Source organism: Roseibium sp. JB4-4 (genome assembly GCF_055693425.1).
In genome coordinates this window covers 812,760-825,608 of record NZ_CM146333.1, presented here as the reverse complement: position 1 = coordinate 825,608, position 12,849 = coordinate 812,760, and the positions used below count along the sequence as shown (strand labels likewise).

Sequence of the window (12,849 nt, the reverse complement as noted above, 5' to 3'; positions counted from 1 at the left end):
ATTAAGTGGATTATTGTTACGGTCTGGCCATCGCCAATTCAGCAAATGGCCAAAGATGACTGACTGTACACACATCGAAGACCGAAGCAGGAAAACGAATTCTCGAAATTTTACTTTCGATGCCGTTTTCAAGGAACTGTCTCGTATCTTGGCTGTGGCGACCTTTGTCGTCAGCATATTAATGGTCGGCGAGGCGAACGCTCAGGGTTGGGTTGTTAAGCGTGTCTCCGGAATAGCTTATTTTGTTGCTCCCGGTGTGCAGGCCTTTCGGGTGAAACGCGGAATGGTCTTTGAAAAAGGATACACAATTGGCACGCGGCCAGGTGCGCGAGCCCTCATTGCGCGTGGGAGCGAGACAATTTCTGTCGGTCCGAACACGACATTTGCAATCTCAAAACATCGAAGCCGGGGTGCCAAGACAACTCTTCTCCAACGCAAGGGCAATATTGAAGTCGACGTGAAAACGCGGCAACGGAATCACTTTACCGTGGAAACCCCGTTTCTTGCCGCAGTTGTAAAGGGCACAAAATTCGGCGTTTCGGTGAATACCAAACGCGCAAGGGTCTCCGTCCAGCGCGGGTTGGTCGGCGTTGAGGATTTTGCATCCGGTGACCGGGCGGACGTTGGCGCAGGACAGTCTGCATCCAGTGCGCCGGCTACAAAAGTAGGGCTTCAGGTCGGTGGCAGGACAAAGCCTACTATTCGACCAGGGCGCAAGCGGGCACCTTCATTCCAGACCCCCAAAACCAAGAATGTTCCTTCGGCTGATGTCTCTCCAAATAATGGAGGAGGCTTCTTGAGTAATTTCTTCAGCGGAAATGGAAATTCCGGTAACAGCGGCAACGGGAACGGCAACGGCAACGGAAATTCCAGCGACAGCGGCAACGGGAATGGCAACAGCAATGGCAATTCCGGTAACAGCGGCAACGGGAACGGCAACAGCAACGGCAATTCCGGTAACAGCGGCAACGGGAATGGCAACAGCAATGGCAATTCCGGTAACAGCGGCAACGGGAATGGCAACAGCAATGGTAATTCCGGTAACAGCGGCAACGGGAATGGCAACAGCAATGGCAATTCCGGTAATAGCGGCAACGGGAATGGCAACAGCAATGGCAATTCCGGTAACAGCGGCAACGGGAATGGCAACAGCAATGGCAATTCCAGTAATAGCGGCAATGGGAATGGCAACAGCAATGGCAATTCCGGTAACAGCAACGGAAATGGCAATGGCAACAGCAACGGCAACGGCAAAAAATAGAAAAAGAGATTGATCGGGCAGGGATGAGATTGGCCGTCATTCGAAAACGGCGTTGCAAATTGTGGGCGGTAACAAAGGTAATATGTGGTCAGAAAAGACAAAGCGTTTCGGGAACGCCTGTCTCATCGCGATCCTGGTGATCGCGGCGACCGCGTTCGTGCGCTATGCAGGATTTTCCGGCTCTATTGATCGTTTCCTTTGGGAAACAAAGTTCAGCCATGACAAACGTCCGGTGACCGGACAGATCGTCCTCATCGATATTGATGCCAAGAGTTTGAATGAGCTCGGTGTCTGGCCGCTGCCGCGCCGTCTTTTTGCAGAATTGACGGACGTTGTCGCAGGTTCTGGTGCTTCAGATATCCTTTTTGACATTGACTTCAGCGCAGTTTCCAGTGCCGAAGACGACCGTCTCTTCGCAAAAGCAATTGAAAATGCCGGCAATGTCAGCCTAGCAATGTTTCGTCAGGCCGCTTCAGCCGGTGTCAACCAAAGTGAGGTGATCAACCGGCCCATCGGTGAGTTTCTTCAATCTGCCTGGCCCGTCGTTGTCATGGTGCCCGTTGAAGACGACAGCCGTATATGGAGAAACATCTATGGCTATGACATCTCCGGTACAGCAGAATTGTCGGCGTCAGCGTTTCTGGGCGAATATTCCGGGGAAGCGCTTGGTGCTTTTGGATTGGATTTCGGGATTGCCATCGATGAATTGCCGACGGTTTCGCTGGTGGATGTGCTCAACCGGTCAGTCGACCCAGAGTTTTTTCTAGGAAAGAAAGTCGTCATTGGAGCGAGTGCTCAAGAATTGAGAGATCTCTTTCCTGTACCGGTTTACGGCATTCTGCCTGGAAGCGTGATTCAGGCGCTCGGCGCTGAGAGTTTGCTCCAAAACCGTGCCATGCGTATTGAAGGGGAGATGGCAGCCCTCGCATTTGCCATCGTTGTTTTTCTCCTGCTCTTGATGACCAAAATTGAGGGCTGGGCGATCAAAGCCCTGATACTTGCGCTTGCGGCGGGGACCGTCGAGCTGGCCGCATTTCTTTTGCAGAAGAACATGCCGCTTCTTGTCCCGACAGCAAGTGCGCAATTCCTTTTGCTTTTCGCGGCAACAGGCATCGTTCTGAGGGAGCTTGGCTTTCACAAATTGATCTCGCACGTGGCCACGATCGGAAAGCACAACAGCGACCGGATGCTCGGTCTTGTTTTTGAAGACAGCTTCGATGCTATCGTCGTCATACAGAAGGATGGCTGCATTTCAGCGGCCAGCCGTTCAGCCAGGTTGCTTTTTCACCGCAAGAAGCTGATTGGAAGCAAGGCACATGAAGTCTTGCCGAGCGAGCTTGTTGAAGAGGCTCAAGAGGTTCTTCTCAGTTCCGCAGATCAGATGCCAATCTCCAAAACACTGGCGATGCCGTTTGAAAATGGGGATCTGCGTTACGTTGAATATGTTGTCACTCGCTCCGAAAGAACGCTTGCGAGCACAGGCAACAGCGGCGACGACACGTCTGAGGCTGTTGCCTGTCTGACATGCCGTGATGTCACGGAAGAACGCGAATCCGCAATTCGTCTCGAATACCTTGCCAAATACGACCCTATAACGGGGCTACTCAATCGAAACGGGTTTGAAGAAGAGCTGACTATGCAGGCTCTGTTGGTGGAAAGCCGAGGTGAGAACCTTGGTCTCCTTCAGTTTGCGGTTGTCAATCTCGATCAGATTGTTGCGTCTCTCGGTTTTTCCTTTGGCGACATTGTCCGCAAAACGATAGCGACCCGGCTGAAAAAGCATTTGTCCGATGGAATCACCTGGTCAGCGCTGGCCAGCGACACATTTGCTGCTGCCTTCGCATGCAGGCACGCAGGAGGCGACGAAACGCAGTTGATTGAACGTATCCGGGACCTCATCGGTGAAGACTATTCCATCGACGGCGCAAGGATCTCGGTCCAACTCAAATTCGGTTACGCAGTGTCCGACGCAGCAGAACCTCCCGAATCCCAACTGAAACGGTCTGGAAACGCGCTTGCCAGGGTTCGGCGTGACATTCAGCAGGAGATTTTGGCCTTCGATCCTGGCATGGACGCAGCACTGATGCGCCGGCGTGAGCTGGAGACCGAGCTGTTCAAGGCGATTGTGCGCGACGAACTCCAAATGGCATATCAGCCACTCGTTACTCTCGATGACGGAACGATGTTTGGGGTTGAGGCGTTGCTACGCTGGGAGCACCGAGAGCTTGGACCAGTTTCGCCTGCCGAGTTTGTACCGATAGCCGAAGAAAATGGTTACATTGTCGAACTCGGCGCCTGGGCGTTGAACCGTGCCATGAAGGAATGCTTGTCGTGGCCAGTACCTGTTCGATTGTCGATCAATCTGTCGGCAATCCAGTTCAGCCGCGGCAATTTGGTTGCAACGATCCTGGAGGCACTCCAGCGCACAGGCTTTCCAGCTGAGCGCCTCGATCTTGAAATAACAGAATCGCTGTTCATCGAAGAAGGTCTCGACCTTAGGTTTCTGATGGAGGAGATCAGGTCGTTCGGATGCAGTTTCTCGCTTGATGATTTCGGTACGGGCTACTCATCCTTAAGCTACCTACCGAACTATCCCTTCTCGAAAATCAAACTCGATAGGACTTTCGTCCGGCAATCCCTGAGCGACAAGAAGGACGTTGCTCTGATCGAGGCGGTGCTCCATCTCGTGAAAGGTCATGACATGGAGCTAATTGTCGAGGGTATCGAAACACCGGAACAGGCTGCCAAGTTGAATCAACTCGGCTGCCAATTGGGTCAGGGATACCTGTTCGGCAAACCCATGAACGCTATTCAATTGGCCGGCATGCTCCCAAAAGCTGCCTAGGCGGACAGGCCCCCGATACAGCTGTATTTGACGTTCAGATAGTCATCCAAACCGTATTTTGAGCCTTCGTTGCCCATGCCGCTGTCTTTGAAACCGCCGAAGGGAGCCACCTCGGTGGTGATCACTCCCTCGTTTACGCCAACAAGGCCATATTGAAGCTGTTCCATCACCCGGAAAGTTCGGCCAAGGTCCTTGGTGTAGAAATAGCAGGCAAGTCCATATTCGGTGTCGTTTGCCAGCTTTATTACCTCATCTTCTGTATCAAAGCTGAAGAGCGCGGCGAGCGGGCCAAAGGTCTCTTCGCTGGCCACCTTCATGTCCTGGGTTGCGCCAGTAATCAGGGTCGGTTCGAAGAATACCCCGGGACCATTGCTGCGCTTTCCTCCCGACAACAGCGTGCCGCCCTTCGACAATGCGTCCTGAACATGTGTGGCGACTTTTTCAAGTGCTGCTTCGCTGATCAGCGGACCTTGTGTTGTGCCGCTTTCAAGGCCGTCACCGACTTTCAGTTGAGCGGACATTGCTGCCTTGAGCTTTTCGGCAAATGCGTTGTAAACGCCTGCTTGCACATAAATCCGGTTGGCGCAGACACAGGTCTGTCCGGAGTTGCGAAACTTGCTGGCGATAGCACCTTCCACGGCGCTATCGAGATCGGCATCGTCGAAGACAATGAACGGCGCGTTTCCGCCAAGTTCCATTGAAATCTTCTTCATGTGTTTGCCGGCATTGGAGGCCAGGAGTTTTCCGACCCGGGTCGAGCCAGTGAACGTCAATTTGCGAAGAACTGGATTTTCACACATTTCGGCACCGATTGCCGGCGCGTCACCAGTGAGGATGTTGATCACGCCGGACGGCAATCCGGCTTTCTCTGCCATAACGCCGTAGATGAGTGCGGAGTAGGGCGTCAGCTCTGCTGGCTTCAACACCATGGTGCACCCGGCCGCGAGCGCGGCGCCGAGTTTGCGGGCGATCATGGAATTCGGAAAATTCCACGGTGTGATAGAACCGACCACACCGACAGGCTCCTTCGTCACAAGAATGCGCCGATCTGCCCAGGGAGAAGGGACCGTATCGCCATAAATGCGCTTTCCTTCTTCAGCGAAGAAACGGATGTATTTCACACCAAGAGCGATTTCGCCTTTGGCTTCGGCAAGCGGTTTGCCCATTTCAGTTGTCAGCAGTACTGCCAGATCCTCGTGGTGATCCATGATGGCATCGCAAAGAGAGTGCATCAGCGTCGCGCGGGCATCAGCAGTTAGCGCTTTCCATGCAGGCAGCGCTGCGTTGGCCGCCTCGATTGCCCGTGCTGTTTCAGCACGTCCGCAATAAGGCACGCTGCCAAGCGTCTCACCTGTCGCCGGATTGACCACATCAAGCGTTTCGCCGCTGTCGGCGTCAGACCACGCTCCTGCAATAAAAACCTGTTGTTTCAAAAGCGTGGCATTTACCGACATGAAAGTCTCCCTGAAAATGATGTCTGCCTGTTCGGAACGGCAGGCTAGGCTTTTACAGTCATAGGGGGTAATCGCGTGTCTGGCAAGCGCGATTTGAACGGGCCCGGGTTAGCGTCGGTGCCGAAAAAATCCACACGATTCCGAGCAACCAGTCGTCACTTGAGAAAACGAAAAACGCGCCCCAATGGAGCGCGTCTAAGGCATTGCATTTGAAAGTTCGTACTGGAAATCTGTCTGCAGAAATCAGCCGTTCAAGCGTTCCTGCAGCACTGCAATTTCGTCCGCGAGCGCTTGAGCCTGACGCTGGACGCGATCGAGAGCGACCCGCATGCTATCGAGGTCAGCAGCTGCCGGTTCTTCGGAAAAGGGCGGGGTACCCCGGCCGACGAGAAGCCAGGTTGGGCTGACATTCAAAACACCTGCAAGCAACACCAGTTTGTTGGACCGCGGTTCTGAACGGTCGCTCTCCCAGCTTTGAAGTGTTGCTGTTTTGATACCTAGACGTCTTGCGAGCTGTGCAGTCGACAGGCCAGCCGCATCACGCGCCTTGCACACGCGTTCACCAAGTGTGTAGTCGATGTTGTTGGTGGACATGGGCATGCTCTCGTCATTTTCAGCCGAATCTGCCGCCAGATAGACGGTTGTCTCCGCTTGGGAGGGTAAATTTCTATTATATACTTGGGTCATGGGCGGCACACTTGCACGACAGGTATGTGCGCCGCAACAGCAAGCGGTCGATTTGTCGCATACTGGGTGAGCAAGGGCGGGATCAGGCCGAGGGCCTGTTAAAAATGACGGGATTGCAGGATTTCATCAGTACTCCCGTTCGAAGAAAATTCCGGCCTTGGAAGATCCGTCTGCGCCGACTTCGCCGCGTACCTTCAGTCCACGGTCGAGATCGATATCTACCTTGACACGACTGGACCCAGAGCCGGTTCCTTGTTCGACGCCGACATAGATGTTGTCGTTGATGTACTTGCCGACAGCAACAGACGGTCCATCGTCTCCATCGGTGTTGATGTCGATGGCATCCAGGCCCAAGGATTTGCGTATTGTGGCGAGGGGGCCGGTGTCGCTTCCACCGGTCAGGGTCGCGATGGCGGCGGCAAGACGAGCCACTTGCGTCGCCGAGAGGTTGCCGACGCTCTTTCCAAACAGCAGCAAGGCCAACACTTCGTCTTGAGGCAATTCTGGAGATGAACTGAACTCTATGACAGGGTCGTCCGCATCGCCGCTAACCGAAACTGTAATGGACGTGTCGTTGACGGTCGTGGTTGCGGCAAAATCGATTACAGGTGTCAGTGACCCTTCAAACGTGGCAGTTCCGCGCGAGAAAACAAGCCGTCTGGTGAGGATGTCCAATTGACCGCGCTTCAGCGAAAAGGCTCCGATTGCCTGCGGGTTTGCGGTAGTTCCGACAACTTTGAGATTTCCCTGAAGCTCGGCATCCAAGCCGCGCCCCCGGATAAAGATGCGCCCCGGAGCGGAAACAAGAATGTCCAGTCGAGGCGGGACGGACTTTTGTTGCGTCTGGTTCTGTTTCGGCCCGCCTCCTATTTGGGCAACTTGTTCCATGATCGCCTTGGACGCATGAATATGTTGCACGTCGACGGGCGGGATTGCGCCGGGCAGGTACTCCGGAATTGAAATATCTGCCTTGTTGATCGTGACGCTTCCGCCGAAAAGAGCAGACGAAGTGGAAGAGGCAAGGGGGCCGGTGATCTTGAGATCAGCATCCACTTCAGCTGTTACCAACCCTGGGTCTACATAGCGGCCGTTGTCGAGATTTATCGAAAGGTCCGCCGGAAACCCGTTGTTCATGCCGACCGTTCCGGACGCTGAGAGCGATCCGCCGGTTACGATCTCTCCTGTTACACCGTTGATCGAAGCCTGGTTCTGGTTGACCGATGCATTGCCGCCGATGTTTCGGACGGTAAGGCCGGTAGAAAGGCTTGTCACCTTCAAGTCCGCAGGGGTCGCGGTGATCTGGTAGGTGGGCGCACTGGCAGATCCGCCAACGCTACCTTCCACAGCGATTGCGCCTTCGCTTCTGATGCCTGCTTCCAGCAATGGTCTTCTGAGTGCCGATGTCGGGATCGTGCCATTCAGCTTTATGGAGAGCGGATTGGGCTGCGCCAGTCCGATTGTCCCGGTCGAGGCAAAGTTGAGACCACTTGCATTGTTGAGCTTTGTCGATTGATTGATCTGGTTGTCCTTGAGCGTGCCTGTGGTGGTCATGCTGAAGTCTGTCAGACCGTTTTTCCGGAGTTCCGCTGCGGTTAGTCCGCTGCCTGTGATCGACCATTTGGCTTCAGGCTCGGCTGCGCTTCCGCTCGCTGTCGCATTCCCGGAGAGCGTGCCACCAAGCCCGAGCGAAGGGACAAATGCATTTGCAAGGTTCAACGGAACAGATTTCAGTTCAGCGCTCATATCAAGCGTTTGGCCAGCCTTGCCCGCCAGCGAGAGCGAACCGTTGCCAAGCGAGAGTTCCATGGGCGTGATCGTGACACCGCCATTTTGGTAGGTGATCTGAGAAGGCTGGTTTAACTGGCTTTTCAGCCCCTGGTAGCGCAGTCCCAGTTCCGACAAGGCCACAAGGTAGGCGCCGGTCTCGGGCTCGCTGACATGCGCTGTCAGTGTGAGGCCGTCTCTTTGCCCTTTGTCCATATCCGCCTCGGCGGTAATTGCGGTGCCACCATCCTGGGGCTTTGCCAGGACTTTCACCCGGTGAATAGGTGTTGCGTCTGTTATCAGCTCCGTAATTTCTATGTCTGCGGAGACTGATTCAGGGGCGTATGGGGCAGCAAGATTGGCTTTCAGTTTCAGTGAACCGACGCTGACTGCGGGCACGTCAATGTCACTTCCGGTGACGTTCAGAACAAGGATTTTGTTTTCCGGATCAGCTGATACGGTTCCTTCGATACGCCCGCCGATCTCGGTGAGAAGGAGTGGCGAAAGCGATGCCAGATCGGGGGCATCGATCTTCAGCTGCCCGGCGAGTGTTTCCAAAGGCTTCGTCAGATCACCAATCGCAAGATTGCCATTGACCGAATTCCCTGCAAGCTTGATCGACAATGGATTTATGTCGGCTCCGCCATCCCGGCTTGACAATTCCACGTCAACGGAGATTGGCTGATTGTTGAGTTTTGCGGAACTTTTGATGGTCGCGGTGGGGGCAGTGGGGTCAGCAACTGCCTCTGTTTCGAACCTCAGGTCATCCAAAGGTGTCCCGGCCAGAAGAATTTGATCGGAACTGGCCTCCGCCTCGACATTTAGAGCATTCGCCGGGCCGGACGTTTTTGCACTGAATTCCAGACTTCCGGAAAGTTGGGTATCAACCTTCGACAAGTCGGCAAGTTTCGCTGTGAGCTCTGAGGTCAGGGAGCGGTTTTCGTATTGCGCATTGCCATTTGCCGACAGCGCGCTGTTTTTCAACGCCAGGCTTTTCAGCGTAATGCTGTCTTGCCCGTCCAGATCGAGTGTCAGGTCAATCTGAGTGTCGTCTGCCAGAAGCGCATCGGCTTGGGCTACACCAGTCTGAAGATCCTTTGTAATCAGTGACAGGGCGGCCACGCCTGACAGCGAACTGGGGTTCAGATCGGCGGAAAATGAACTGGTGATGCCTCCACCGAGCGTTCGGCCCGCCACCTCTGAAAAAATCTCAAGGTTACCAAAGGACATGCGCCCCTGTGCTTTGACTTCATTTTGCGAAAGCAGGCTGTCATTTAGTGCAAGGCTTGCCGCAGGAGAGGACAGGTCAAATGATTGGAAAAACAGACTTTGTGATTGGGCGTCCACCGAACCAGTGGCATTCAATTCAAGTTCACCTGAAGCCGGCTTTGTTTCAGGTGTTAAACCCACCAATTGCCTTACGCTCAGCTTCAGATCAAAAGGTGTACTCAGTGCGTCGGGCGCAAAGTTGGCACCTGAGCCAGAGACACTGAGCGTCAAAGGTCCTGTACGAGCCTCCGTGGTTTGTACAGAGGCGAGGCCAGCGTTGAGCGACCACTTTGCGGCAGTTTGCTCTCCAGACACGGTGAAATCGACGTTCGTCGACCCGAAGGCAATGCGTCTATTTCCGAGATCAATCGCAATCAGCGCATTATCACCCGCACTGACAATGAGATTGCCCGATGCGTTCAGGCTCTCTGATCCAAGTTCTGCCTTTGCGCTTAGCGCAACGGTTTGTGTCTTTAGGGAAAGGTTTCCCGAAAGCGGCGAAAACTCGGGAGAAAAATGCGCGTTCCCCTTGATGTCCGTGGATCCGAGCAGAAATGCCTGAGCGGCCGGCGGCGCGAGAGGCTCAAGATCGCCGTCCAGATCAAATTCCAGGTCTCGTCCCTCTGAGGACTTCGAAATTTGAGCCGATCCGGTTACGGTTTTGCGACCATCCAGCGCGACTTCGAGATTGGCGGCCCAATCAGTGAGCGGTCCATCACCTTTCAAGGTTAGAAGTAGCGCCGGTAGATCCGGGACTTCAAGCAATCGCGCTGCTAGTCCGCCACGTGGTTCGGACACAGAAACGTCGAATGCAAGCGTTTCAGCTGATGGTTCAAACTGAGCATTCGCGGAAAGCGAGGCGTCGACCCCATCGATCCTGTGCACATCGAGGTCAGCAGTTATGAGTGCCGGATCAAGAGCAAATGCACCAGACCCGGAGGCGGCAAGAGAAACGGGGGCTCCGAATAGAGCTTCACCGAGATTGATTTCAGCAACCGAGAGTTTCTTTAAGGAAATGTCGACGGGAAGTGCGATCCCGCCGGACCCGGAAGATTCCCCCTCGGCAGTGGAGGTTTCGTTCTCTGAACTAAGCGGCGCTCTGGTCACATCGATCAGCGAAACCGAAACCTGATCAATGTTCAGATCACCGGTAATCAACCCCAGTGGTCTCCAGTCGAAGGCTACGCCTTCGGCTTCAAGCCAGGTTCCCTGAGTGTCCGCCAGTTTGATGTTGTCCAGCGCGGCGTTTAGGCCGAAGCTGATGTAGAGCCCTTCGAGCGTGACCGTTTGGGTATCACTGGATGCAAGGGAACTGGCGACATTTGAAAGGAATGTTCGGCCTGCCGACAGCTGAAGAGCTCCGATGGCAAGCACCGGCAGCGCGATCGCAAGCGCGATCAGGAATCCGAAGATCCGCAGGGACAATCTTAAAAAACGCATATGCGTTAAAACGCCTGGCTCAAACCGACATAAAGAGCGAAGTCTGGGTCACCTGGACCAGGATCAAGCGGAACCGCCGCATCGATTCGTAGTGGCCCAATGGGAGTAAAATAGCGCAATCCAGCGCCAACGCCCACCTTTAGGCTCTCTGAAAAGTCCGGAATGCTGTCTTCATAAGCATTGCCCGCATCTACAAATCCCACAACACCGATTGTGTCGGTGACTTTCACCCTGATTTCACCAGACAATTCAAGGAGTGAACGTCCCCCCGTAACTTCGTCATTTATACGGGGGCCGACATTTCGATAGGCATAGCCACGGATAGATCCTCCACCACCTGCAATGAACCGCCGGCTGGCCGGAACGGCTTCAACCGAGGGCGCAAATATTGACCCTGCAGATACACGGCCGGCCAGAATAAAGCGCTTTGCTTCATCCAGTGCGTAGTAGCTGGATACGGTGCCTTTAACAAAACCCATCGCATTGGAGTTCAGCGTGTCGTAGGCAGGTTCGGCAAAAACTGCGGCAAAGAAACCTTTCGACGGATTGAGTTTGTCGTCCCTGTTGTCGAATGTCAGGTCGGCGGGGAGGCCGAACAACAGGTAGTCGTCGTCTCCAAATGCGTCTTCTTCATTTGCATAAAAGATTTCTGCGCCCGCGCGGCCTTTGAGAGTGTCCGAAAACTCTCTGTTCAGATAGGCATCAAACGTTAGAGTGCGGCTCTTATAGGCATCAGGGTTTTCCTGCCGCGCCTCGAGACTGGTTGAAAAACTCGTCAAAGGTCCGAATACGCCGGGCTTTTCGAAAGCGACTCTTGCTGAATACTCTTGATCCTCGATGCTTTCTGTACCAATGCGGCCGATAGAACCTTCAACAGATAGCAACTCACCACGTCCGAATAGATTGCGCCGTCGCCAGTAACTTTCAACTCCAAAACCTTCAGTGCTTGACCAGGAAGCACCGGCTCCGATGACGTGCCGCTTTCGTTCGCTGACTTCAATTGTGATCGGCAGACTTCCGTCTGGGCCCTCAATATGCCCTTCAACCAGTCTTATGGATGAAAAGATACCAAGTTCATTCAGGCGCTTGCGTGCACGCGCGAGATCTTCCGGTGAATAAACCTTGCCTTCGGGCAGCATGGCCTGCTGAACGACAAAGTCCGGATCTGTGATCTCAGTACCGCTTACTGAGACCTTTCCGAAGCGCGCCTGCTCACCGGCGTCGGCGACGAGGGTCACATCCAAAGTGTCTGTGCTGTGGTCGGCAGTTATGCGCCGCTCCGCAATTGAGGCTTTTGGATAGCCGCGAGCGCGAAGGTCAGCCACCATACGTTTTTCAGCTGTCAGGATCTTGCCCGAGGCGGCGACATCACCCGCCTTGAGACCCCAATAACCCGGGTCTGATGTCAGATCGCCACCGCGCGAGACAACAACAACTTTGCCGAACGTGAATACCGGACCCGGATTTGCGACGATGGATACGTTGACCGGCCGCGTATCGGGAAGGTCGCTTTGTTCCAGGGCTGTTTCCAGCGGTACTCCAGACAGTGTGATGTCGACGGTGCCGCCATAGCGGCCGTCCGCATAGAGCTTGGCGATCAGTCTTTCCCGGTCGGAAAGTGCTCTTGCGATCAGACCCGCTTCGCCAGAAGGCGGTTTATCCTGTTGTTGGATGAGAAGCGATGCGCCTTCAAGCTCCTCTTTTAGGTGATCACCTCCGCTCGATATGCTCAAGTCTGTTTTGTAAGGCAGGGGGTCCGGAACGGTCGCAGCTTCATCTTCGCCCGACTCAAAAACTTCCACCCGAACACTTCGAAGGATTTAGCCGGCAGCGGAAGTGCAACCAGTGTTCCAAGGATGACAAGTCCGGCCAGACTGCGTTTGTCAACGCAAAGAGCACCGGCAACTTTCAGCGCTGCCAGTGCGGAATGAACGTTGAAACGCGTGTCCGCTCGAGAACCGGACACGCAGGACGGAAGACCCTTCACTTACTGCCGCCTGTCGGATTGGCTTGGTTTCTTGCAAAGAAACAGTCTTGTGCAATTCAACCAGCTGCATATGCAGCCCCTACGTCACCCACGTTAAGGAGCCATGGTTAAAGTAATACAAACACGATAGACCATGGCGCAG

At 54.4% G+C, this 12,849-nt stretch carries 6 protein-coding genes and 1 pseudogene; 2 read left to right on the top strand and 5 right to left on the bottom strand.

From position 1 onward, the window contains the following. Nucleotides 1-55: 55 nt before the first annotated feature. Nucleotides 56-574: pseudogene (locus ACZ1HV_RS03725) on the top strand (FecR domain-containing protein); the annotation flags it as partial. Between the two features lie 98 nt (nt 575-672). On the opposite strand, the gene ACZ1HV_RS03720 reads toward ACZ1HV_RS03725, so the two are convergent. Next, nucleotides 673-1,362: a hypothetical protein gene (locus tag ACZ1HV_RS03720; protein ID WP_472718513.1), complete on the bottom strand. Its 690-nt coding sequence runs from the start codon at nt 1,360-1,362 to the stop codon at nt 673-675. Between ACZ1HV_RS03720 and ACZ1HV_RS03715 the strand changes: the two genes are divergently transcribed. Further along, nucleotides 1,344-4,106 carry an EAL domain-containing protein gene (locus tag ACZ1HV_RS03715; protein WP_472717356.1) on the top strand — a complete coding sequence of 921 codons (2,763 nt, stop codon included), beginning with the start codon at nt 1,344-1,346 and terminating at the stop codon, nt 4,104-4,106. The two genes, ACZ1HV_RS03720 and ACZ1HV_RS03715, sit on opposite strands and share 19 nt — an antisense overlap. Here the strand turns inward: ACZ1HV_RS03715 and ACZ1HV_RS03710 are convergent. The 4 genes from ACZ1HV_RS03710 to ACZ1HV_RS03695 form a co-directional block, all read right to left on the bottom strand. Further along, on the bottom strand, nt 4,103-5,560 hold the full coding sequence (locus ACZ1HV_RS03710; protein ID WP_298820883.1) for an NAD-dependent succinate-semialdehyde dehydrogenase: 1,458 nt from the start codon (nt 5,558-5,560) through the stop codon (nt 4,103-4,105). The two genes, ACZ1HV_RS03715 and ACZ1HV_RS03710, sit on opposite strands and share 4 nt — an antisense overlap. Nucleotides 5,561-5,803: 243 nt before the next feature. Beyond that, entirely contained in the window at nt 5,804-6,154 is a 351-nt protein-coding gene (locus ACZ1HV_RS03705) for a helix-turn-helix domain-containing protein (RefSeq protein ID WP_298820881.1), read from the bottom strand. Between the two features lie 219 nt (nt 6,155-6,373). Continuing rightward, nucleotides 6,374-10,720 carry a translocation/assembly module TamB domain-containing protein gene (locus tag ACZ1HV_RS03700; RefSeq protein WP_472717355.1) on the bottom strand — a complete coding sequence of 1,449 codons (4,347 nt, stop codon included), beginning with the start codon at nt 10,718-10,720 and terminating at the stop codon, nt 6,374-6,376. 5 nt (nt 10,721-10,725) lie between these two features. Then, the gene (locus tag ACZ1HV_RS03695) at nt 10,726-12,522 is read right to left on the bottom strand and encodes an autotransporter assembly complex protein TamA (RefSeq protein WP_472717354.1); all 1,797 of its coding nucleotides are present in this window, start codon (nt 12,520-12,522) and stop codon (nt 10,726-10,728) included. Nucleotides 12,523-12,849 lie beyond the last annotated feature (327 nt).

What these genes read in the sequence shown, in the direction of transcription:
- ACZ1HV_RS03700 (WP_472717355.1), bottom strand. Translation starts at nt 10,720, where the DNA reads ATGCGTTTTTTAAGATTGTCCCTGCGGATCTTCGGATTCCTGATCGCG.
- ACZ1HV_RS03705 (WP_298820881.1), bottom strand. Translation starts at nt 6,154, where the DNA reads ATGTCCACCAACAACATCGACTACACACTTGGTGAACGCGTGTGCAAG.
- ACZ1HV_RS03710 (WP_298820883.1), bottom strand. Translation starts at nt 5,560, where the DNA reads ATGTCGGTAAATGCCACGCTTTTGAAACAACAGGTTTTTATTGCAGGA.
- ACZ1HV_RS03715 (WP_472717356.1), top strand. Translation starts at nt 1,344, where the DNA reads ATGTGGTCAGAAAAGACAAAGCGTTTCGGGAACGCCTGTCTCATCGCG.